Source organism: Pseudomonas sp. WC1, assembly GCF_050586565.1.
Taxonomy (GTDB): Bacteria; Pseudomonadota; Gammaproteobacteria; order Pseudomonadales; family Pseudomonadaceae; genus Aquipseudomonas.
Window position 1 is genome coordinate 56,760 of the sequence record NZ_JBOBDQ010000001.1, and the last position, 22,462, is coordinate 79,221.

Annotated in this window: 20 protein-coding genes and 2 pseudogenes; 19 read left to right on the plus strand and 3 right to left on the minus strand. The window is 63.8% G+C overall.

Translation table 11 applies throughout. The features are described from left to right. Window positions 1-3: 3 nt before the first annotated feature. The 5 genes from ACQ4OD_RS00260 to ACQ4OD_RS00280 all read left to right on the plus strand — a co-directional run bounded on the left by ACQ4OD_RS00260 (window position 4) and on the right by ACQ4OD_RS00280 (window position 5,740). Complete coding sequence (locus tag ACQ4OD_RS00260) at window positions 4-381, plus strand: gamma-butyrobetaine hydroxylase-like domain-containing protein (RefSeq protein ID WP_102682239.1); 378 nt, start codon at window positions 4-6, stop codon at window positions 379-381. Between the two features lie 335 nt (window positions 382-716). Further along, window positions 717-2,396, plus strand: a complete 1,680-nt coding sequence (gene phaC / locus ACQ4OD_RS00265) for a class II poly(R)-hydroxyalkanoic acid synthase (protein ID WP_046853916.1) — start codon at window positions 717-719, stop codon at window positions 2,394-2,396. A gap of 64 nt (window positions 2,397-2,460) precedes the next feature. Beyond that, window positions 2,461-3,312 (plus strand): poly(3-hydroxyalkanoate) depolymerase, encoded by an 852-nt coding sequence (phaZ, locus tag ACQ4OD_RS00270; RefSeq protein WP_038706927.1) that lies wholly within the window; start codon window positions 2,461-2,463, stop codon window positions 3,310-3,312. Between the two features lie 126 nt (window positions 3,313-3,438). After that, on the plus strand, window positions 3,439-5,121 hold the full coding sequence (gene phaC / locus ACQ4OD_RS00275; protein WP_430943688.1) for a class II poly(R)-hydroxyalkanoic acid synthase: 1,683 nt from the start codon (window positions 3,439-3,441) through the stop codon (window positions 5,119-5,121). A 4-nt stretch (window positions 5,122-5,125) separates the two neighbouring features. Then, on the plus strand, window positions 5,126-5,740 hold the full coding sequence (locus ACQ4OD_RS00280) for a TetR/AcrR family transcriptional regulator (protein ID WP_046853913.1): 615 nt from the start codon (window positions 5,126-5,128) through the stop codon (window positions 5,738-5,740). Window positions 5,741-5,825: 85 nt separating this feature from the next. Here ACQ4OD_RS00280 and ACQ4OD_RS00285 read toward each other — a convergent pair whose 3' ends face one another. Together ACQ4OD_RS00285 and ACQ4OD_RS00290 are read right to left on the minus strand one after the other, a co-directional pair. After that, window positions 5,826-6,569 carry a phasin family protein gene (locus ACQ4OD_RS00285; RefSeq protein ID WP_102682241.1) on the minus strand — a complete coding sequence of 248 codons (744 nt, stop codon included), beginning with the start codon at window positions 6,567-6,569 and terminating at the stop codon, window positions 5,826-5,828. Window positions 6,570-6,579: 10 nt separating this feature from the next. Next, window positions 6,580-6,999 carry a phasin family protein gene (locus tag ACQ4OD_RS00290; RefSeq protein WP_139674012.1) on the minus strand — a complete coding sequence of 140 codons (420 nt, stop codon included), beginning with the start codon at window positions 6,997-6,999 and terminating at the stop codon, window positions 6,580-6,582. Between the two features lie 226 nt (window positions 7,000-7,225). Here ACQ4OD_RS00290 and ACQ4OD_RS00295 point away from each other — a divergent pair, with 226 nt between their 5' ends. Beyond that, window positions 7,226-11,884, plus strand: a complete 4,659-nt coding sequence (locus tag ACQ4OD_RS00295) for a hypothetical protein (RefSeq protein WP_430943689.1) — start codon at window positions 7,226-7,228, stop codon at window positions 11,882-11,884. A gap of 12 nt (window positions 11,885-11,896) precedes the next feature. Here the strand turns inward: ACQ4OD_RS00295 and ACQ4OD_RS00300 are convergent, their stop codons facing one another. Further along, window positions 11,897-12,172 (minus strand): polyhydroxyalkanoic acid system family protein, encoded by a 276-nt coding sequence (locus ACQ4OD_RS00300; RefSeq protein WP_139674017.1) that lies wholly within the window; start codon window positions 12,170-12,172, stop codon window positions 11,897-11,899. A 125-nt stretch (window positions 12,173-12,297) separates the two neighbouring features. Between ACQ4OD_RS00300 and ubiE the strand changes: the two genes are divergently transcribed. From ubiE to ACQ4OD_RS00365, 13 genes and pseudogenes are all read left to right on the plus strand, one after another. Then, window positions 12,298-13,068 carry a bifunctional demethylmenaquinone methyltransferase/2-methoxy-6-polyprenyl-1,4-benzoquinol methylase UbiE gene (gene ubiE, locus ACQ4OD_RS00305; RefSeq protein WP_023632556.1) on the plus strand — a complete coding sequence of 257 codons (771 nt, stop codon included), beginning with the start codon at window positions 12,298-12,300 and terminating at the stop codon, window positions 13,066-13,068. Continuing rightward, entirely contained in the window at window positions 13,068-13,691 is a 624-nt protein-coding gene (locus ACQ4OD_RS00310) for a ubiquinone biosynthesis accessory factor UbiJ (protein WP_110702134.1), read from the plus strand. Before ubiE ends, ACQ4OD_RS00310 begins: the two co-directional genes overlap by 1 nt. After that, window positions 13,688-15,301 carry a ubiquinone biosynthesis regulatory protein kinase UbiB gene (gene ubiB, locus ACQ4OD_RS00315; protein ID WP_139674020.1) on the plus strand — a complete coding sequence of 538 codons (1,614 nt, stop codon included), beginning with the start codon at window positions 13,688-13,690 and terminating at the stop codon, window positions 15,299-15,301. The genes ACQ4OD_RS00310 and ubiB overlap by 4 nt, the downstream gene beginning before the upstream one ends. A gap of 73 nt (window positions 15,302-15,374) precedes the next feature. Next, on the plus strand, window positions 15,375-15,767 hold the full coding sequence (gene hisI, locus ACQ4OD_RS00320; RefSeq protein ID WP_023632585.1) for a phosphoribosyl-AMP cyclohydrolase: 393 nt from the start codon (window positions 15,375-15,377) through the stop codon (window positions 15,765-15,767). A gap of 1 nt (window position 15,768) precedes the next feature. Further along, complete coding sequence (locus tag ACQ4OD_RS00325; protein ID WP_139674022.1) at window positions 15,769-16,104, plus strand: phosphoribosyl-ATP diphosphatase; 336 nt, start codon at window positions 15,769-15,771, stop codon at window positions 16,102-16,104. A gap of 77 nt (window positions 16,105-16,181) precedes the next feature. Beyond that, complete coding sequence (locus tag ACQ4OD_RS00330) at window positions 16,182-16,454, plus strand: twin-arginine translocase TatA/TatE family subunit (RefSeq protein ID WP_102682249.1); 273 nt, start codon at window positions 16,182-16,184, stop codon at window positions 16,452-16,454. A gap of 3 nt (window positions 16,455-16,457) precedes the next feature. Next, complete coding sequence (tatB, locus tag ACQ4OD_RS00335) at window positions 16,458-16,826, plus strand: Sec-independent protein translocase protein TatB (RefSeq protein ID WP_198755093.1); 369 nt, start codon at window positions 16,458-16,460, stop codon at window positions 16,824-16,826. Then, complete coding sequence (gene tatC, locus ACQ4OD_RS00340; RefSeq protein WP_139674032.1) at window positions 16,823-17,614, plus strand: twin-arginine translocase subunit TatC; 792 nt, start codon at window positions 16,823-16,825, stop codon at window positions 17,612-17,614. Before tatB ends, tatC begins: the two co-directional genes overlap by 4 nt. After that, window positions 17,611-18,318 carry a 16S rRNA (uracil(1498)-N(3))-methyltransferase gene (locus ACQ4OD_RS00345; protein WP_139674035.1) on the plus strand — a complete coding sequence of 236 codons (708 nt, stop codon included), beginning with the start codon at window positions 17,611-17,613 and terminating at the stop codon, window positions 18,316-18,318. The genes tatC and ACQ4OD_RS00345 overlap by 4 nt, the downstream gene beginning before the upstream one ends. Window positions 18,319-18,417: 99 nt before the next feature. After that, a pseudogene (locus ACQ4OD_RS00350) lies at window positions 18,418-19,431 on the plus strand (methyl-accepting chemotaxis protein); the annotation flags it as partial. A gap of 198 nt (window positions 19,432-19,629) precedes the next feature. Next, window positions 19,630-20,334: a methyl-accepting chemotaxis protein gene (locus ACQ4OD_RS00355; protein ID WP_408980304.1), complete on the plus strand. Its 705-nt coding sequence runs from the start codon at window positions 19,630-19,632 to the stop codon at window positions 20,332-20,334. A 155-nt stretch (window positions 20,335-20,489) separates the two neighbouring features. Further along, window positions 20,490-21,578, plus strand: a pseudogene (locus ACQ4OD_RS00360) (methyl-accepting chemotaxis protein); the annotation flags it as partial. Next, complete coding sequence (locus ACQ4OD_RS00365) at window positions 21,570-22,433, plus strand: methyl-accepting chemotaxis protein (RefSeq protein ID WP_430943716.1); 864 nt, start codon at window positions 21,570-21,572, stop codon at window positions 22,431-22,433. The pseudogene ACQ4OD_RS00360 and the gene ACQ4OD_RS00365, both read left to right, overlap by 9 nt. Window positions 22,434-22,462: the final 29 nt, after the last annotated feature.

Genomic DNA, 22,462 nt, shown 5'->3' on the forward strand with positions numbered 1-22,462 from the left:
CCCATGGCCCGCCTCCCCACCGCCATCAACCTGCACAAAGCCTCCAGAACCCTTACCCTCACCTACGCCCCCGGCGAGGTCTACCACCTGCCCGCCGAGTTCCTGCGCGTGCACTCGCCTTCCGCCGAAGTCCAGGGCCACGGCAATCCCATCCTGCAATTCGGCAAGATCAACGTCGGCCTCAGCGGCCTGGAACCGGCTGGTCAATACGCACTGAAACTGACCTTCGACGACGGCCATGACTCAGGATTGTTCACCTGGGAATACCTCGAGCAGCTGTGCCTGCGCCAGGAGCAGCTATGGGCCGACTACCTCGACGAATTGCACAAGGCCGGCAAATCCCGCGACCCGTCCGAATCGGTAGTGAAATTGATGCTCTAGCTCAAGCCCCGCAAGCTTTAGAGCGCATTTTCTAATCTCATCTGCTTGAATGCCTGGATGACTGCCAAAGATTGGCTGTCTTGCGCATTACACGAAAGTCGGGTAACCAATGGAGCTGGCAAGTTCCCTGCATCGCCTCCGGGCAGGCAGGGCCAGGCCGGTATGTAGAGGTCGCGAGCGAAAGCAGGTTGTCTTCACACGCAGAAACCCCCGCAGCTCATCATCGGCACGCATCCGGTCGCAGCACCGCTGTTCCTTATCACTGGTCACCCGAGTAGCAGTACCGGGCTGTCACAGCACACCGGTACTCGTCTCAGGACAACGGAGCGTCGTAGATGAGTAACAAGAACAACGATGAGTTGCAGCGGCAGGCCTCGGAAAACACCCTGGGGCTGAACCCGGTCATCGGCATTCGCCGCAAGGATCTACTTACATCGGCACGCACGGTATTACGCCAGGCCATGCGCCAGCCCTTGCACAGCGCCAAGCACGTGGCGCACTTCGGCCTGGAGCTGAAGAACGTCCTACTGGGCAAGTCGGCCCTGCAACCGGAAGGCGACGACCGTCGCTTCAGCGACCCGGCGTGGAGCAAAAACCCCCTTTATCGCCGCTACCTGCAGACCTACCTCGCCTGGCGCAAGGAACTCAACGACTGGATCAGCGAGAGTGACCTGTCGCCGCAGGACATCAGCCGCGGGCAGTTCGTCATCAACCTGGTGACCGAGGCCATGGCGCCCACCAACACCCTCTCCAACCCGGCCGCGGTCAAACGCTTCTTCGAGACCGGCGGCAAGAGCCTGCTCGACGGGTTGTCCAACCTGGCCAAGGACATCGTCAACAACGGCGGCATGCCCAGCCAGGTGAACATGGAGGCTTTCGAGGTCGGCAAGAATCTGGGCACCAGCGAAGGCGCGGTGGTGTACCGCAACGATGTGCTGGAGCTGATCCAGTACAGCCCCATCACCGAGCAGGTGCACAGCCGCCCGTTGCTGGTGGTGCCGCCGCAGATCAACAAGTTCTACGTATTCGACCTGAGCCCGGAAAAGAGCCTGGCGCGCTTCTGCCTGCGCTCGCAGCAACAGACCTTCATCGTCAGCTGGCGCAACCCGACCAAGGCCCAGCGCGAGTGGGGCCTGTCCACCTACATCGACGCACTCAAGGAAGCCGTCGACGCGGTGCTGGCGATCACTGGCAGCAAGGACCTGAACATGCTCGGTGCCTGCTCCGGCGGTATCACCTGCACGGCGCTGGTGGGCCACTACGCCGCCCTCGGCGAGAAAAAGGTCAATGCCCTGACCCTGCTGGTGAGCGTGCTCGACACCACTGTCGACACCCAGGTGGCATTGTTCGTCGACGAGCAAACCCTGGAAGCGGCCAAGCGCCACTCCTACCAGTCCGGCGTGCTGGAAGGCAGCGACATGGCCAAGGTGTTCGCCTGGATGCGCCCCAACGACCTGATCTGGAACTACTGGGTCAACAACTACCTGCTCGGCAACGAGCCACCGGTGTTCGACATTCTGTTCTGGAACAACGACACCACCCGACTGCCGGCCGCCTTCCACGGCGACCTGATCGAGATGTTCAAGAACAACCCGCTGATCCGCTCCAACGCCCTCGAAGTGTGCGGCACGGCCATCGACCTGAAGCAGGTCGACTGCGACATCTACAGCGTTGCCGGCACCGCCGACCACATCACCCCGTGGCAGTCGTGCTACCGCTCGGCACACCTGTTCGGCGGCAAGATCGAGTTCGTGCTGTCCAACAGCGGCCATATCCAGAGCATCCTCAACCCCCCGGGCAACCCCAAGGCGCGCTTCATGACCGGCGAAGACCGCCCGGACGACCCGGTGGCCTGGCAGGAGAACGCGGTCAAGCATGCCGACTCCTGGTGGCTGCACTGGCAGGCCTGGCTGGGTGAGCGCGCCGGCGAACTCAAGAAGGCACCTACACGGCTGGGTAACCGCGCCTATACCGCGGGCGAGGCCGCACCGGGAACATACGTGCACGAGCGTTGAGCCGAACCGCCGTGGTGCGCCTGCTGGCGCAGCGCGGCGCTACTTTCACCACAGAGTCACGCGCATGCCGCAACCGTACATCTTCAGGACCGTCGAGCTGGACGACCAGTCCATCCGCACTGCGGTCCGCCCGGGCAAGCCCCACCTGACGCCGCTGCTGATATTCAACGGCATCGGCGCCAACCTCGAGCTGGTGTTTCCATTCATCGAGGCCCTGGACCCGGACCTGGAGGTCATCGCCTTCGACGTGCCCGGGGTGGGCGGCTCGTCCACGCCCCGTCACCCCTACCGTTTTCCCGGCCTGGCCAAGTTGACTGCAAGGATGCTCGACTACCTGGACTACGGCCAGGTCAACGTCATCGGCGTGTCCTGGGGCGGCGCCCTGGCCCAGCAGTTCGCCCACGACTACCCCGAACGCTGCAAGAAACTGGTGCTGGCCGCCACCGCCGCCGGCGCGGTGATGGTACCGGGCAAGCCCAAGGTGTTGTGGATGATGGCCAGCCCACGGCGCTACGTGCAGCCCTCCCATGTGATCCGCATCGCGCCGCTGATCTATGGCGGCGGCTTTCGCCGGGATCCGGACCTGGCCATGCACCATGCCTCGAAGGTGCGTTCGGGCGGCAAGCTGGGCTACTACTGGCAACTGTTCGCCGGGCTCGGCTGGACCAGCATCCACTGGCTGCACAAGATCCACCAGCCCACCCTGGTGCTGGCCGGCGACGACGATCCGCTGATCCCGCTGATCAACATGCGCCTGCTGGCCTGGCGGATTCCCAATGCCCAGCTACACATAATCGATGATGGCCACCTGTTCCTGATCACCCGGGCCGAGGCCGTCGCACCGATCATCATGAAATTCCTCGAGCAAGAACGCCAACGCGCGGTCATGCACCCTCGGCCAGCGGCACGGGGGTAGGAAGGCTTTTTATTGCGTCAGCACGGGCCTTTGCGGGCACTCCCAGGCAGGTGATGCGAACCTGCAGGAGTAGCTTTACCCGCACCAAGGCCAACGCGGAAATGGATCTGACGAAGGAGTGTTGGCATGAAGGATAAACCGGCCAGAGGATCGACACCGGTCCCCGCCACGAGCATGAACGTGCAGAACGCCATTACCGGCCTGCGCGGTCGCGACCTGTTCTCGACCCTGCGCCAGGTCGGCCGGATCGGCCTGCGCAATCCGCTGCACACCGCGCATCACCTGCTGAGCCTGGGCGGCCAGCTGGGGCGCGTGCTTATCGGCGACAGCCCCTACCAGCCCCACCCGCGTGACGCACGCTTCAGCGACCCGACCTGGAGCCAGAACCCGTTCTACCGCCGCGGCCTGCAGGCCTACCTTGCCTGGCAGAAGCAGACGCGCCTGTGGATCGAGGAAAGCAGCCTGGCCGACGACGACCGCGCCCGGGCACAGTTCCTGTTCAACCTGGTCAGCGACGCCTTCGCCCCCAGCAACTCGCTGCTCAACCCGCTGGCGGTCAAGGAGCTGTTCAACACCGGCGGCCTGAGCCTGCTGCGCGGTATCAGCCACCTGCTCGACGACCTGCGCCACAACGACGGCTTGCCACGGCAGGTGGACGAACGGGCCTTCGAGGTTGGCGGCAACCTGGCAGCGACCCCGGGCGCCGTGGTGTTTCGCAACGAGCTGCTGGAGTTGATCCAGTACAAGCCCATGAGCGAGAAACAGTACTCCCGGCCGCTGCTGGTGATACCGCCGCAGATCAACAAGTTCTACATCTTCGACCTGAGCCCGACCAACAGCTTCGTCCAGTACATGCTCAAGCAGGGCCTGCAGGTGTTCATGGTCAGCTGGCGCAACCCCGACCCCCGTCACCGTGAGTGGGGCCTGTCCAGCTATGTGCAGGCCCTGGAGGAAGCGCTCAACGCCTGCCGCAGCATCAGCGGCAACCGCGACCCCAACCTCATGGGCGCCTGCGCCGGCGGCTTGACCATGGCCGCGCTGCAGGGCCACTTGCAAGCTAAGAAGCAGCTGCGCAAGGTACGCAGCGCCACTTACCTGGTGAGCCTGCTCGACAGCCAGTTCGACAGCCCCGCCAGCCTGTTCGCCGACGAACAGACCATCGAGGCGGCCAAGCGCCGCTCCTATCAGCGCGGCGTACTGGACGGCGGCGAGGTGGCACGGATCTTCGCCTGGATGCGCCCCAACGACCTGATCTGGAACTATTGGGTCAACAACTACCTGATGGGCAAGACACCGCCGGCCTTCGACATCCTCTACTGGAACGCCGACAGCACGCGCCTGCCGGCCGCGCTGCACGGCGACCTGCTGGATTTCTTCAAGCTCAACCCGCTGACCTTCCCCGAAGGCCTTGAGGTGTGCGGTACACCGATCGACCTCACGCAGGTCGGGCTGGACAGCTTCACCGTGGCCGGCAGCAACGACCACATCACCCCCTGGGACGCGGTGTACCGTTCGGCCCTGCTGCTCGGCGGCGACCGGCGCTTCATTCTGGCCAACAGCGGTCATATCCAGAGCATCATCAACCCGCCCGGCAACCCAAAGTCCTACTACCTGGAAAACCCCAAGCTCTCCAGCGACCCGCGGGCCTGGTTCCACGACGCCCAACGCCGCGACGGCAGCTGGTGGCCCCTGTGGCTGGAATGGATACTGCAGCGCTCCGGCACGCTCAGGACCCCACGCGACGACCTGGGCAGCACCACTTATCCAACGCTGGGCCCCGCGCCCGGCAGCTACGTACTGGCACGCTGACCGGATGAAGACCCGCGACCGTATCCTCGAATGTGCCTTGCAGCTGTTCAATCGCCAGGGCGAACCGAACGTCTCGACCCTGGAGATCGCCAACGAACTGGGGATCAGCCCAGGCAACCTGTACTACCACTTCCACGGCAAGGAGCCGTTGGTGATCGGCCTGTTCGAACGCTTCGAAGAGCAATTGATGCCACTGCTCGACCCGCCGCTGGACGTACGCCTGGATGCCGAGGACTACTGGCTGTTCCTGCACCTGATCGTCGAACGCATGGCCCAGTACCGTTTCCTGTTCCAGGACCTGTCCAACCTCACCGGGCGTCTGCCCAAGCTGGCGCGGGGCATGCGCAGCCTGATCAACGCTCTCAAGCGCACCCTGGCCGCACTGCTGGCCAGCCTCAAGGGACAGGGCCAGGTGACCAGCGAGACCCAGGCACTGGGGCAGTTGGTGGAACAGATCACCCTGACCCTGATGTGCTCGCTTGATTATCAGCGCGTGCTTGGCCGAGAGGGCGATGTCGGCGTGGTGGTGTACCAGGTGATGATGCTGGTGGCGCCACATCTGCAGGCCCCGGCGCGTATGGCGGCGGAGCAGTTGGCAATGAGGTATCTGGAAGGCTGAAACGATCGCGGGGCAAGCCCACTCCCGCGAGTCCTGTGCAGGCTTCGTGGGAGCGGGCTTGCCCCGCGAGCAGTACGACCCGGTATCAGGCCTGGTTGGCCGCGTTCACCGGTGCCGACGGGGTGCTGCTGGCCGGAGCCGCGCTCGGTGCCGGGGCTGCGGTGGCTGCAGGCGCCGGTGCGGCGGACTTGGCTGCGGCAGGCTTGGCCGGCGCCGCTTTCTTCACGGCAGGTTTCTTGGCTGCTGCCGGTTTGGCAGCGGGCTTGGCCGCTACAGGCTTGGCCGCAGCCTTGACCGCAGGCTTGGCCGCCGCGGTTTTCGCCGCAGGTTTTGCCGCAGCGGTCTTGGCCGCAGGCTTGGCGGCCGCCTTGGCCAATGGCTTGGCGGCCGTCTTGCTGGCGCTGGCCTTGGAGATCGGGGTGACCGAGGCACCGGTCAGTTTCTCGATCTGCTTGGTCAGCGAATCAACCTGCTGGTGCAGGGCCTTGATCTCATTGCGGCTGGGCACGCCCAGGCGCGAGATGGCGCTGTTCAGACGCTTGTCGAAGGCTTCCTCCAGCTCGCTCCACTTGCCCAGCGCGCGATCCTTCACGCCCGACACTCGCGAGTTGGTCGACGACTTGGCGCTTTCGGCCACGTCTTCGGCGGTTTTCTTCGCCTGTTTCTCGGCCTTCTCGCCGTCCTTCACCAGCGAATCGAACAGCTTCGGACCGTCCTGGTCGACCTTGGAGTAGATACCCAGGCCAGCCAACCAGATCTTGCGGGAGTACTTCTCGATTCCGCCGATCCAGGAGCTGCCTTCTTTCTCGGTGTTCTTCTTGCCAGCCATCCTGCTCTCCTTATGGTTTGTGCGCGACGCGCTCGAGCAGCTCGTGCAGCTGTTCAAGCTTGATGGACAACGCCTCAACGTCATGTTTAGACGGAATGCCGAGGCGATTCAAGGCGCGCCCCACCCGTGCGTCGAAAGCTTTTTCGATCTTGTCCAGTTGGATCTCTACCTTGCCGCGTACGCGACTGACTTCTTCAGCGGCTTCGTCGATCTGGTGGTTGGCAGCATCAAGCTCTTTATCGATGCGCTTCTTGCCACGTTTCTCGACACCTTCGCCGGCCTTGACCAGCTCATGGAAGTAGTCGGAGCCTTCCTGGCCGACCCGCGCATAAGCGCCGATCCCAGCCAGCCAGATCTTGCGCGCGTAGCCGCGCACTTCGCCCAGCGTACTCTGGGCGTCGTCCTTTTTCTTCACAGTCACTTTGGCCATGCTCTGTACCTCATGCTCATGAGTGGAGGAGAACCGCCCATGAAGTTTGGGCTTGAGCATAAGGTAGGGGCAGGATTTAGAATCTTCACCCTAAGATCGCCACACTGATGTATCTACCGCAGAGGCTGCAGACCGGCACTCCAGAATTCGGCTCCCTTTTTCCGGAGCCTTCGCCATGCCCCAGCCACCTACCTCGCCAGCGACATCGTTCCGGCAACGGGTAGCGATGCAGTTCGCCCACCGCCCAAGCTTGCGTGAGGTCGTTGCCGCCGCGGGTTTCGACGCACTCGCCGCACGCTATCCGTGGATCCGCAAGAACCACCCAGAACTGCAATCGGTAAAAAACTTCAGCATCCTGCCTGGCCAGGATGAAGAACCCGCGGCACAACCAGGCAACCTGGTCGACACCTTGCTTGAGCATTTCCTCACGGGCCAGCCCATGGCACTCAAGCCCACGGACCAGTTCAGCCTGAACCCGCCGGCCATCTTTCGTCCTCAGAACGACGCGCCGACCATCGACATTCGCATGGCCGACCTGAACACGGATTACGACGATGTCCTTGCGATTCTCTGCGAGAGATTTCAACAAGCACAGGTCAGTTTCTGGAACAGCCGCGAGGGTGACTCGGATGTGACCCGTCTGCGCTGGATGCAGCAGGTGCTGAAGGCCGCACTGCTCGGCACGCTCGAGCGCCAAGGCCTGGACAGTGACCAGAAGGCCTTGCTGTACGCCATGCTCGCTCAATCCGATACGTCGGCCAACGTGCAGGGTGTGCAAGCCTCACTCGGCAACCCGGGCAGCACGGTTCATCTGGTACTGCCGGACCTGCTCATCACGGGCAAAAAAGAGGCGCGCGACCTGATCTTGTGGTGCAAGCCCTCTGGCACCGTACGTGGCTTCACCGAGCTCGCGGCCTTTGCAGTCGCCCTGCGCGACGAGCTCTCCGAGCGCCATGTGTTCGACACGATGTCCTGGGCCTGCACGGCCCTGGCCGAAGACCCGTTCGGCTATCAGGCCAGGCAACTGCTCAACGCCATGCTGCAACAGATTGACCGCGTGCAACTTGATGCAATCGAACAGACAAGCGATCTGGAAGAGGCCTACAGCCTGCTGAGCGATCCTTCATCAACATTCCCGGCCTCCTTCAAGCTCGAGCAATGGACACCCGCGATCCCCCTCCCTGACTGGCTGGAAAACGCCACGCTGACGGATCGATTCCAGTACCACATGGCGTTGCTGGATCTGTCGGCGCAGCAAATGCTGAAACAGGGTGAGTCATCCCTGGACGGAATCGAAGACTTGCAGCAGTACACGGTTCGCCGCCTACGCGAGTACATGCGCAATGACCACCCGGCCGAGCCGCCTTGCCACCCTGACCAGGTGCAGATCACCGTTTCGCAGGTGGTGCAGGTGTCCTCCGAGGGGCCGGCGAGGCTTGAGTACCTGAAAACCATCAGCCTGACCGAACTGGCCATTTCACGCCTGCCCTTGGGCAGCGGCCAGGTAGCTTCAGCCATCCAACTGGCCGATCAACAGGCGCTGAGCAGCTGGCTGGACCTTGACTACGTCGATGCACTGATCGCTGCCGTGGATGTCGGTGGCCAGTATCCGCCCTTTGTTCACGACCAGTTGCAAAAGGGCAACGACACCGACAAACACCGCCAGCTTTTCGCCGAAGAATGGCGTGCAGCCCTGCTGCTGAGCGCACTACAGGCCAAGATCGGTGGCCAGCTGAGCGAGCGAACCTGGCAGGTCGTTGCAGACTTTTGCCACCGTAAAGCCCACGCCAGCGCATCGCTGAGCCTGGCTCCGCTGTCATTCAACAGCGTCCCGGGTGGCCCGAAGGCCAACCGGGTGCATGGCATGTTCGTCATCCACGTCCCCGCCACAGAGGCCTGGATACTCTACCGGCCCTTGAACGCCGCGCAGGCTGTCAGGCAGTTCGAAAGCCAAGGGCACCTGATGGCAGCAATCCGGACTGAGCAGCGCCTGCAGCAGGACATCCTCGCCTGGCTGGATGACGAAGCCCGCCCCATTTATGCCGATGATGGCTTCACTCATCCGCACTTGCACAGTGGCCTGACTGAACTGGCGCACTTGCTGGGGCCCGGTTCCGAGCTGGCCGCCGAGGCGATCGAACGCCTGAGGGCACCGGCCACTTTGGCCTTCACTCCACCGACCGGCGACCTGGACAGGTCGATGTTTCAGGCCAGGGCCGACGTGCTTCTGTTACTGGCTTCACGCCAGAGCACCTCGAATGCCCAACAACGCTGGGCGATGGTCGTGCAATTCGCCTGGCTGGCATTCAACACGGTCACGCCGCTCCTGCGTGGGCCTGCAGGCCTGATCGCCTGGCTGGTGACAGCCCTGCTCAGCATCAAGGATGACCTGACAGCCTTGACCAAAGGAAGCAGCGGAGAAAAGGTGCTCGCCACAGCCGACATACTGCTGAACCTGGCCATGCTGCTGGTCCACGGCTCCAGCCCAACCCACGTCGAACCTGAGCTGGCGCTGCAGCCCAGGCCACGGCGTGGCTGCGGCGCGACCACAAAGCAGCAACCTGAGCAAAAAACCTGGCAAGCCCCCATCGAGCAACCCAAGCCTGCAGCGCTCAACGTCAGACAATGGGGTCACGATCAGCGGCTCGGCAACTTGCCCCGCGAAGCCCGTGCCGCCCTCGTCACGCTACGCGCCCATGTCAGCCTGAACGAACACAGTGCGCTGGCCAGCAGCCGCATGCGCGGCCTGTACAAGGTGGACGACCGCTACTACGTAAAACTGCAGGATGTCGCCTATGAAGTTGAGGAGAGCTGGAGCGGCATGCGCATCATTGGCCCGGAGGTCAGCCAGAGCGAATGGTCGCAAACCTGGGGGGCGGAGCCTGACGGGTACTACATTGTCGGCCGCGAACGCAGCCGCGGTCCTTGGCTGGAGCGCTGGAATGGCGAATGGATGCTGAACCTGCACATGCCAGGCGGCATGCCAGACGACATGCCAAAAACGGCAAAGGCGTTGATCGATGAAAAAAAGCAGGCCTTCAAGGCAATGCAGGAACGCCGAATGGCGAATGACCAAAAACTCACCAGCACGGAAACGTTCGTCGAGCGCTATCTTGAGCGGGTGAAACCGTATGACGAAGCCCATTTGGCATTCGAGCAGGCTCTGAACGATTACCCCGGCGTCGCCCCCGACGACCTGCCGGAAGACCTGCAGATACAGCGGCAGGCACTACGGACGCTGCGCAACGAGGCACGGGTGAACCTGGATGTACTGGCACGCACCTTCGAAAAACAGGCCGGGCTGATAAAGGACCAGGTGCAGCTGTACGCCAGTATGAGCGACCCCAAATACGCCAGGTTCGACCCCAAGGCCGCCGCATCCTTTGCCCGTGGCCAGTGGTCGGAACAGTTGCTGACCGCCGACCTGCAACATTTTCGCCGCCTGCTCGAAATGAATGACTACGACACACTCAAAGACCAGTCGCGTCGGCTCCAGCAACTGCCTTTCGGCCAGCAGCAGGCAGCGCTGTATCTGGAGTTCAGCAAGAACGTCGAGGCAACGCTGGGTACCCATAGACGCCTATTCAACGCCAGCCAACGGCTTGACCAGGACCTCAGCGAGGCTCTGGCAGATGGGCAGGTCCAGTTCTCGGGCAAACGCAAGATGCTCGATCGCATCATCACCAGCCGGCGATACTCCACACTGATCGTTCGAGCCCAGATCCTGAGCGACTTGTATCAGTTGGTGGTGAAGCGAGACCAGCTGACCGCGGAAAACTTCGAAACCATCCTGCTCTTGCAAAAGACCTTGCGCAGCAAACAGCTCCATGAAGCGCTGCTGAGCCACGACAGCCTGGCCGCTGCCCGCCTGGAGCCGCAAGCACAGAAGGAGCCGCTGGAGAGCGCGCTGCGCGAATACAAACTGTCACGGAGCAATGCCGAATATTTACTATCCGGGGATATTCCGGCGATGGACAGCAGCAGGCTCAATGAATACATCACTGAGCTGAACGCACTGATAACGCTGGCCGAGAATGACCTTGCCCATGTTTCTGCCGCCGCGGATACGCAGGAGGCAGTGCTCGAACCGCCCCTGACGCACAAGGTGCGTCCAGTGAGACGCAAAGTGATCCGCACCACCCGCGGCACATCACTGGTCGTCGAACAGGCCGAGGAAGGCAGCGAAGCCGTGCAGGTCGATCCGCTGACAGGACAGACCATTGCGCGCTATCAGCCTGAAGGTGATTGCTGGAAAGCTGTAACGCAAAGCCCGCCGACACCCGACTACGCTCGCCTGCGCCGCACCGGCGCCGACCTTTTAGCTCAGCACAATGCCAGGGTCGCCCACGCCTCCCGCCATCTGAAGGGCCCTAACGACCTGGCAGACCAGCTTGATTTCTACATTCAGGACATGGCCAACACCGCAAAGGATTTGCGTAACGGCCCGGATCAAGGGCACTCACTCGCCACCAGGCTGGATCAGGCGATTGCCGAGGTACAGGCAGAAAAGAAACGGCTCTTGACCATCGCCTACCTTGGCACCCTGCAGCCGGATAGCAAAGCCCTGCGTTTCCTGGTGGAGGCGGGCGAAATCGAGATCAAGCTGACCCGAAGCCGCAAGAAGCTCAAGGCCAACGATTTTCTGGATGTGTATGACATTTATCGCCTGCAACCCAGGCAGAAGCTCTGGGAAGCGCATTTCCACTACACCACTGCCAATGTCGATGCCCGGCGCTTCGCCAAAGGCCATTTGAAGTTCCCGGACGCCATGAGTCGCGACGAGCGCCTGGAACGTGCATTGGCCCCGGCAGAGCGCAATGAGATCTATAGAGGTGATCTACGTCTGGAGCAGATCGACGACCTGATCCCGTTCCCCGACAACTGACAGCAGCGGGCGTCAGGCCAGCGCCTTGTCCAACGCCCGCTCGATCTCGCCCTTGATGGTGCCGCTCATCATCGACAGCATCATGCCCAGCTTGAGCTCGACACGGATGGTGTCCTCACCGATGTGCACACTGCCGTTGGCGCCACTGCGTTTCACATCGACACGATCACCGCTCCAGCTTGCCTTGAGGTCGTATTCGCGGGTCAGCTTGTCCACCAGCGCCTGCGCCTTGGCGCGAGCGGCTTCACGGCCGAGGGTGTGTTTGCGTTCGACGCTGATCTGGGTCATGCGGGTGATCCTGGATATGAAGACATAATCGCCATTATGCCCGCCCCCTTTGCATGACACACCCCGCCAAGACAAATCCGCCCGTAGCCCCTAGAATGGCCGTAATTTTTTTCTGGTGAAGCGATATGACCGACCAGCGCAAAGGCGACCACGCCGAACCCACCACCCACTTCGGCTACCAGGACGTTCCCGAGAGCCAGAAGGCGAAGAAAGTCGCCGAGGTCTTCCACTCGGTGGCCGCCAAGTACGACCTGATGAACGACGTGCTCTCCGGCGGCATGCACCGTCTGTGGAAGCGCTTCACCATCGAGCTGTCCGGGGTGCGCAGCGGCAACCGGGTACTGGACATCGCCGGTGGCACCGGCGACCTGGCCGCCAAGTTCTCGCGCCTGGTCGGCCCGACCGGGCAGGTGGTGCTGGCCGATATCAACGAATCGATGCTCAAGGTCGGCCGCGACCGCCTGCTCGACCGCGGCGTGTCCGGCAATATCGAATTCGTCCAGGCCGATGCTGAAAAACTGCCGTTCCCGGACAACCACTTCGACTGCGTGACCATCGCCTTCGGCCTGCGCAACGTGACGCACAAGGATGCGGCCATCCGCTCCATGCTGCGCGTGCTCAAGCCCGGTGGCCGCCTGTTGATCCTGGAGTTCTCCAAGCCGACCAACAAGCTGATGTCCAAGGCTTACGACGCTTACTCGTTCGCCTTCATGCCCCTGGCCGGCAAGCTCATCACCAACGACTCGGAAAGCTACCGCTACCTGGCCGAATCGATCCGCATGCACCCCGACCAGGAAACGCTCAAGAGCATGATGGTCGAGGCCGGCTTCGACCGCGTCACCTACCACAACATGACCAGCGGCATCGTCGCCGTGCACCGGGGGATCAAGCCCTGATGCTCCTGGCCGGCCTGCTCGCCAGCGTCGAGCACGGGCTCAACCGTGTCCTGCGCCTGGACAGCACCGCCCTCCCGCGCCTGGCGGCGCTGGAAGGCAAGGTGATCGAGATCGACTGCGTGCAGCCGGCCCTGAAGCTGTTCGTGCTGCCCGACGAGGAAGGCCTGATGCTTGCCGCCCATTGGGAAAGCGAGGTCGACTGCACCCTGCGCGCCCCCGCCGGGCGCCTGGCGCAGTTGGCGCTGGCCAAAGACAAGACCGCGGTACTGCACAGCCCCCAGGTCGAGCTGCATGGCGACAGCGCCGTACTGCTCGACCTGTTCGGCATCCTGCAGGACCTGGAACTGGACTGGGAACACGAGTTGCAGCGTTGGCTGGGGCCGGTGCCCACCGCGCTGATCGCCGGCCACCTGCGCCTGCGCGCGCGCTGGACCCGCCAGGGCCTGGCCCGCTTCGGCGAGAATCTGTCCGAGTACCTTGCCGAGGAATCGCGTACCCTGGTCGGCAAACGCGAAGCCGAAGCGGCATTCAGCGAACTCGATACGCTGAAGGTCGATATCGAACGCCTCGAGGCACGCCTGCGCCGCCTCGCCCACACTCTTGATACCAGCGATAACGCATGAAGCTGCTCGCCGTCCGCCGTCTGTTGCGCATCCAGCGCGTCGTGATCCGCTACCGCCTCGATGACCTGCTGTTCGAACAACCCCTGCTGCCTTGGTGGCTGGCCAGCCTGCGCCTGCTGATGCCGTGGCGCTGGTTGCCGCGCAAGTCCCTGGAGCTGAGCCGCGGCGCACGCCTGCGCCTGGCGCTGCAGGACCTGGGACCGATCTTCATCAAGTTCGGCCAGTTGCTCTCCACCCGCCGCGACCTGCTGCCCACCGACATCGCCGACGAGCTGATGCTGCTGCAGGACCGCGTGCCACCCTTCGACCCGCAGCACGCCGTGGCGCTGATCGAAGCACAGCTCGGTGCCAAGGTGGGCGAGGTGTTCAGCCGTTTCGACGTTGAGCCGCTGGCCTCGGCTTCGGTGGCCCAAGTACACGCCGCACGCCTGAAGAGCGGTGAGGAAGTGGTAGTCAAGGTGGTGCGCCCAGGCCTGAAACCGGTCATCGCCCAGGACCTGGCCTGGCTGTTCCTGATCGCCAAGGCCGCCGAGCGCGCCTCGGCCGATGCCCGTCGCCTGCACCCGGTGGAAATCGTCGGCGACTACGAAAAGACCATCTACGACGAACTCGACCTGCTGCGCGAGGCCGCCAATGCCAGCCAGCTGCGGCGCAACTTCGAAGGCTCCGAGCTGATGTACGTACCCCAGGTCTACTGGGACCTGTGCCGGCCCAAGGTGCTGGTGATGGAGCGTATCTATGGCGTGCCGGTCACCGACATGGCGACGCTCGCCGACCAGCGCACCGACATGAAGATGCTGGCCGAGCGCGGCGTCGAGGTGTTCTTCACCCAAGTGTTCCGCGACAGCTTCTTCCATGCCGACATGCACCCCGGCAACATCTTCGTCAGCACGGTCAAGCCGTGGAGCCCGCAATACATCGCCATCGACTGCGGTATCGTCGGCAGCCTCACTGCCGAGGACCAGGACTACCTGGCCCGCAACCTGATCGCCTTCTTCAAGCGCGACTACCGCCGCGTGGCCCAGCTGCATATCGATTCGGGCTGGGTACCGGCGCAGACCAAGGTCAACGAGTTCGAAGCGGCGATCCGCACCGTTTGCGAGCCGATCTTCGAAAAGCCGCTCAAGGACATCTCCTTCGGCCAGGTGCTGATGCGCCTGTTCCAGACGGCCCGACGCTTCAACATGGAGGTCCAGCCACAGCTGGTATTGCTGCAGAAGACCCTGCTCAATATCGAAGGCCTGGGCCGCCAGCTCTACCCCGACCTGGACCTGTGGAGCACCGCCAAGCCCTTCCTCGAACGCTGGATGCGCGAGCGCATGAGCCCGAAAGCGGTAATCGGCAACCTCTACAGCCAGGCCGAGCAACTGCCGCACCTGGCCGACATGACCCGCGACCTGCTCGAACGCCTGTCGCAACCGCACCTGCACGACCCGCAACTGCCCGAGCGCCGCCGCGCCGGCGACAACTGGGCGCTGCGCCTGCTTGGCGCCGGACTGCTCGGTGGTGGCGCCACCCTGGCGGCCGGTGCGGTCAGCCTCAGCGCCCCGGCCGCCTGGCCCGCGTGGTTGATGCTGGCAGCGGGCCTGTACCTGATCGTGCGCCGATAGCCAGCCGCGTCGCTGGCTGGCACACTAGCGCACAGGGGCCCGGTACGGGAGCGGGCCCGGTTTGGAGTCGACGATGAAAGACTGGCTGGACGAGATCAAGTGGAACAGCGATGGCCTGGTACCGGCGATCGCCCAGGACCACAAGACCGGGCGCGTGCTGATGATGGCCTGGATGAACCGTGAGTCCCTCGCCCTGACCGCCGCCGAGCATCGCGCCATCTATTGGTCGCGCTCGCGGGGCAAGCTGTGGCGCAAGGGCGAAGAGTCGGGCCATGTGCAGAAGCTGCACGAAATGCGCCTGGACTGCGACGCCGACGTGATCATCCTGATGGTCGAGCAACTGGGCCATATCGCCTGCCATACCGGCCGCGAAAGCTGCTTCTATCGCGTGTTCGAAGACGGCCAGTGGAAAATCGTCGATCCGGTCCTCAAGGATCCGGACGCCATCTATAGCGCAGGGCATTGACATGAGCGACACGCTAGACCGCCTCGCCGAGGTGCTGGAAGAACGCAAGCACGCGGCGCCCGACAGCAGCTACGTGGCCAGCCTGCATCACAAGGGCCTGAACAAGATCCTCGAGAAACTCGGCGAAGAGTCCATCGAGACCATCCTTGCCGCCAAGGATGCCGCCGTCAGCAAGGATTACAGCGATGTCATCTACGAGACCGCGGACCTGTGGTTTCATAGCCTGGTCATGCTCAGCGCGCTGGGCCAGCATCCGCAGGCGGTGCTCGACGAACTGGAGCGCCGCTTCGGCCTTTCCGGCCATGACGAGAAGGCCGCCCGTCAGCCCCAGGCCTGACCGCGCATATTTGTAGGAACGGGCTTGCCCCGCGATAGCGCCGGTTCCGGCTGACATACATTTTTCAGGAGTACGAAATGGGTATTTTTGACTGGAAACACTGGATCGTCCTGCTGGTCGTCGTGGTGCTGGTGTTCGGCACCAAGAAACTGAAGAACTTCGGCAGCGACCTGGGCGAATCGATCAAGGGCTTCCGCAAGGCCATGAACGAAGAAGAAGCCAAGCCGGCCGAGCAGGCCCCACCGCCGGCGCAGCCCGTTCCGCCTGTGCAGAACACCGCGCAGCAGGCCCAGGGCCACACCATCGAGGGCCAGGCCCAGCCGGTTCAAGAGCCGCAGCGGAAAGACTGACCCATGTTCGGTATCAGTTTCAGCGAGCTGCTGCTCGTCGGCCTGGTCGCCCTGCTGGTGCTCGGCCCTGAGCGCCTGCCGGGAGCCGCGCGCACTGCCGGGCTGTGGATCGGTCGCCTCAAGCGCAGCTTCAACGCGATCAAGATGGAGGTCGAGCGCGAGATCGGCGCCGATGACATCCGTCGCCAGCTGCACAACGAGCACATCCTGCAGATGGAGCAGGAGGCCAAGCGCATCCTCAACCCCCTGGCGCCACCCGCGCAGCCGCCGGCCAACGCTGAAATGCCTGCCGCACCTGCCGCCGATGCCGCCCCCGCGCAGCCGGCCGCAGCACCATCCTCCGAACCGCCACAACCGCCGCGAGCCCCATGAGCGAGAATCCGGAAACCGACCAGCCGATGCCGCTGGTCTCGCACCTGACCGAGCTGCGCACCCGCCTGCTGCGCTGCGTCGCCGCCATTTTCCTGATCTTCGCCGGGCTGTTCTCCTTCGCCCAGCAGATCTACACCCTGGTCTCGGCGCCGCTGCGCGAGCACTTGCCGGCCAACGCGACGATGATCGCCACCGATGTGGCCTCGCCGTTCCTGACGCCGTTCAAGCTGACCATGATCGTCTCGCTGTTCCTGGCAATCCCGTTCATCCTGCAACAGATCTGGGGTTTCATTGCCCCCGGCCTGTACCGCCATGAAAAGCGCATCGCCATCCCGTTGTTGGTGTCGAGCATTTTCCTGTTCTACGCCGGCATGGCCTTCGCCTATTTCCTGGTGTTCCCGCTGATCTTCGGCTTCTTCGCCAGCGCCACGCCCGAAGGCGTGTCGATGATGACCGACATTTCCAGCTACCTCGACTTCGTCATGACCTTGTTCTTCGCCTTCGGGGTCGCCTTCGAAATCCCGGTGGCGGTGGTGCTGCTGGTGTGGATCGGCGTGGTCGACGTGCAGTACCTGAAGAAGATCCGCCCGTACGTGATCATCGGCTGCTTCGTGGTCGGCATGATCCTCACCCCGCCGGACATCTTCTCCCAGACCCTGCTGGCCGTGCCGATGTGGATGCTGTTCGAGGTCGGCGTGCTGTGCGGCAGCCTGATCCGCAAGCGCAGCCACACGCACGAAGAAACCGGCAACGACCACAACGACCAGCCCCCTGCGACCCAACCGTGAACCTGTTGCTCCTTGAAGAGGCCGACTTCGTGGCGGCCGACCGCGTTGTCCTGGCTGATCGCCGCTTCACCCACATGCAGGAGATCCACCGCGTGACGGTGGGCGACAGCCTGCGGGTGGGCCGCGTCAACGGCTTGATGGGCAAGGCCGAGGTCGTACGCCTCGAACATCACGAAGCCGAACTGCAGGTGGCCTTCGACCAGCCACCACCGGCCAAGCTGCCGCTGACACTGGTGCTGGCCGTGCCGCGCCCGAAGATGCTGCGCCGGCTGTTCCAGACGGTCGCCACCCTGGGCGTGCCACGGCTGATCCTGGTCAATAGCTACAAGGTCGAGAAAAGCTTCTGGCAGACGCCATTCCTCAACCCCGAGAGCATTCGCGAGAACCTCATCCTCGGGCTCGAGCAGGCCCGCGACACCGTGTTGCCCGAGGTCATCATCGAGAAGCGCTTCAAGCCGTTCGTCGAGGACCGCCTGCCCGCCATCGCCGCTGGCACCCTCGGCCTGGTCGGACATCCCGGCCCCTACCTCGCTTGCCCACGAGCCGTTGAAGGCCCGGTGACGCTGGCGATCGGCCCGGAGGGCGGCTGGATCCCCTATGAAGTCGAGCTGCTGGGCAAGGCTGGCCTGGAGCCTGTGCAATTGGGGGATAGGATCCTACGTGTGGAGACGGCTGTAACAGCGTTGCTTTCGCGAATTTTCTGACAGACCGGTCAGCTTTTTCCCATCAAGTTTCCCCGCCGTGCGCCGATGCCCTATGCAACAAAACAATAATCCGCACTGCCACGCGCCGGGGAGTCGTCTATGTACCGTTGGTTTGCCCAGTCATTGGGAAATGTAAGCGTCAATCGCAAGTTGGGGATCGGCTTCGGCCTGGTGCTGCTGCTCACCCTGGGCATCACCTTCACCGGTTGGCTGGGCATCGACAGCGTCACCAGCCGTGGCGACAAGCTCGGCAACATCTCGGTGATCCACCAGTACACCCAGGACCTGCGTCTCGCCCGCCTGGCCTACGAGCGCAGCCGTGATGACGCTTCCGTGGCCGAGCTGGAGAAGGCCCTGGCCAATCTTGAGCGCCAAGTACAGCTCATGATCGGCCAGATCGAACTGCCCGCCGACCGCCAGCGTCTGGACAAGCAACAGGACGCCGTACGCCAATACCAGCAAGCCTTTGCCGAGCTCAGGCAGGCCGGCCAGCGCCGCGAGGCCAGCCGCGGCACCCTGGGCGACAGCGCCGACAAGGCCGCCGACCTGATCGGCAAGGTCCAGCAGCGCCTGTGGCAGGGCGGGGATATCCAGCAGTACCAGGAAGCTGTGCAGGTCGCGGCGCTGCTGCAGCAGGCGCGCTTCCAGGTACGCGGCTACACCTACAGCGGCAAGGCCGAATTCCAGCAGACCGCGCTCACTGCCATCGACCAGGCCCTGACCGTGCTCAAGGCCCTGCCCGCCAGGCTCCCGGCCGAGTTCGCCGCCAGCCTGGACGACGCCGCCAGCGCGCTGGCCGCCTACCGCGACGCGGTGAACCAGTTCGGCAATGCCCAGGCCGCCAGCGAGCAAGCGTTGACGCGCATGTCCGCACAGGGCCAGGTGCTGCTGGACGCCAGCCAGGCAATGACCGTTTCGCAAACAACCGTGCGCGATCAGGGCACCCAGCAGGCCAAGACCCTGCTGGCCGGTGCCACGGCGCTGGCCTTGCTGCTGGGCGTGCTTGCCGCGTTCGCCATTACCCGACAGATCATCGTGCCCCTGCGCCAGACCCTCGCCGCCGCAGAACGCGTGGCCGGTGGCGACCTGCGCCAGGACCTCAAGGCCGACCGGCGCGACGAGCTGGGCCAGTTGCAGGCCAGCATGCAGCGCATGACCCAAAGCCTGCGCGAGCTGATCGGCGGCATCGGCGACGGCGTGACGCAAATCGCCAGTGCTGCCGAGGAACTGTCGGCGGTGACCGAGCAGACCAGCGCCGGGGTCAACAACCAGAAGGTCGAGACCGACCAGGTCGCCACCGCCATGAACGAGATGGCCGCCACCGTCCAGGAAGTGGCGCGCAACGCCGAACAGGCCTCGGAAGCGGCACTAATGGCCGACCAACAGGCCCGCGAAGGTGACAAGGTGGTGGGCGAGGCGATCAGCCAGATCGAGCGCCTGGCCAGCGAAGTGGTCAACTCCAGCGAAGCGATGAACCAGCTAAAGGCCGAGAGCGACAAGATCGGCAGTGTGCTCGATGTGATCAAATCGGTGGCCCAGCAGACCAACCTGCTGGCCCTCAACGCCGCCATCGAGGCGGCCCGTGCCGGCGAGGCAGGCCGTGGCTTCGCCGTGGTCGCCGACGAAGTGCGCAGCCTGGCCCAGCGCACCCAGCAGTCCACCGAAGAGATCGAGGAGCTGATTGCCAGCCTGCAGAACGGCACCGAGCGCGTGGCCGGTGTCATGGACAGCAGCCGTGCCCTCACCGACAGCAGCGTGGAACTGACGCGCCGCGCCGGCGATTCGCTGGGCACCATCACCCGCACTGTGTCGTCGATCCAGTCAATGAACCAGCAGATCGCCACAGCCGCCGAGCAACAGAGCGCCGTGGCCGAGGAGATCAACCGCAGCGTGATGAACGTGCGCGATATCTCCGACCAGACCTCCGCGGCCAGCGAGGAGACGGCAAGCTCCAGCGTCGAGCTGGCGCGCCTGGGGACTCACCTGCAGGGTCTGGTAGGACGTTTCAGGCTCTAGACTGCGCCTTACGGGCTGTAGGCTTTGCCCTTCAGCCCGCAAGGACTTTTCCTACCCTATTTACAGGTCCAGTCCGACGGACTCCCTGCCGATGAGCAAGGGTCATAGCGGCAACATAGCGCTATGGCCATTTCTCAATTGGACGGAGACCTGCCATGTTCGGATACCTTGACCGTCAGCTCGGCAACCTTGGCGTCGGGCTCAAGCTCGCCCTGGGCTTCACCGTGGTTCTGCTGCTCACCCTGGCCACCACGCTCAGCGGCTGGCGCGCCCTGGACGGCGCCATCCAGCGCTCGGAGCAGCTCAGCGACATCGGTCAACTCAACGACCTGACCCGTGACCTGCGTGCCGAGCGCATCACTTACCGGGTGCTTGCCGACGACGTCAGCAAGGCCCGCATCGCGACCATCCTGGAGCAGTTGCACGACCGCCTGACCCTGCTGCAACAACGCAGCGGCGTCGATTCGTCGCGGCAGATGCTGAACCAGAAACTGCAGCTGCTGCAGCGCCTGAAGGCCGACTTCGCCATCCTGCAAGGCACCGTGGACAGCCGCGAAGGCTTGCGTGCGGCGATGCAGGCGCAGGCAGGCGTGCTCGAAGCTGTGATCGACGAACTGCAGACCCAGGCCTTGCTCAAGCTGCCCGGCGATGGCCAGCAAGGCAGCGTAGTCGGGCTTATGGATACCCTGGGCCGTCATATCGAGTCCGCCAGCCAGCAAAGCCAAGTGCCGGCCTATACCTACTCGCCCCAGGACAGTTTCGCCAGCATGGGCGATGCCGCGCTGCAGGCGGCGAACGTCAGCCTGGGGCAGTTGCTGCGGGCCATTGCCCCACTGGAACTGCCCGCCACATTGACCCAGCGGCCACAGGTGGAGTTGGACCGCTACCGCGACACCCTGCGCCAATACCGCGAGGCCGCGCTCAAGGTTGAGCAACTGCAGGACGGCATGGAGAAAATGGGCGACGAACTGCAGGCCGTGAGCCGTGAACTGAGCGAGCGCAAGGTCGAGCAGCGCGACAACGAGGTCCTGGCCGACCGTTCGTTGCTGACCAGCGTGGCCGTGTTGGCGCTGGTGTTCGGCATCCTGGCCGCCTGGCTGATCACCCGGCAGGTCACTCAACCTCTGCGTCAGGTGCTGTCCCAGGCCGCGCGCATCGCCCGTGGCGATCTCAGCCAGGTACAGACGGTGCACCGCCGTGACGAGATGGGCCAGCTACAGGCGAGCATGCGGGAGATGACCTTGAGCCTGCGCGAGCTGCTCGGCGGCATCGATCAGGGCGTCGGCCAGTTGTCCAAGGCAGCGGCAGAGCTGGCCTGCGCCAGCGTGGATACGCGCGAGCGCATCAGCCAGCAGCGCGAAGAGACCGATCAGGTGGCCACGGCCATGAACCAGATGAGTGCCACGGTACAGGAAGTCGCGCAGAACGCCGAACAGGCCTCGCTGGCGGCAACCGCCGCCGATCATCAGGCACAGCTGGGCGACCAGGTGGTGGCTGAAGCCATCGCCCGCATCGAGCAACTGGCAAGCCAGATGGACCGCTGCCTCACCGCGATGGGCCACCTGGCCGGTGAAAGCCAGCGCATCGGATCGATTCTAGATGTGATCAAGTCGGTTTCCGAGCAGACCAACCTACTGGCGCTCAACGCCGCCATTGAGGCAGCCCGGGCGGGGGAAGCCGGGCGGGGCTTCGCCGTGGTGGCCGATGAAGTGCGCGGCCTGGCCCAGCGCACGCAGCAGTCTACCGAGGAAATCGAGCTGCTGATCGACAGCCTGCATCGTGGTACCGACGAGGTCACCGGCCTGCTCGACGACAGCAAGAGCCTGACCGGGCAGAGTGTCGAGCTCAGCCGCAAGGCGGGTGCCGCGCTGGGGCAGATCACCGAAACGGTATCGAGCATCCAGGGCATGAACCAACAGATCGCCACGGCCAGCGAGCAACAGAGCGTGGTTGCCGAGCAGATCAACCGCAGCGTGATCAATGTACGTGATGTGTCGGACCAGACCAGTGCGGCCAGTGAGCAGACCGCTGCTTCAAGCGGGGAACTGGAGCACTTGGGGCAGCAGTTGCGGGGCATGGTGGGGCGGTTCAGCCTTTAGGCCTTCCGGCCGTGCGTTCAAATTCCCAG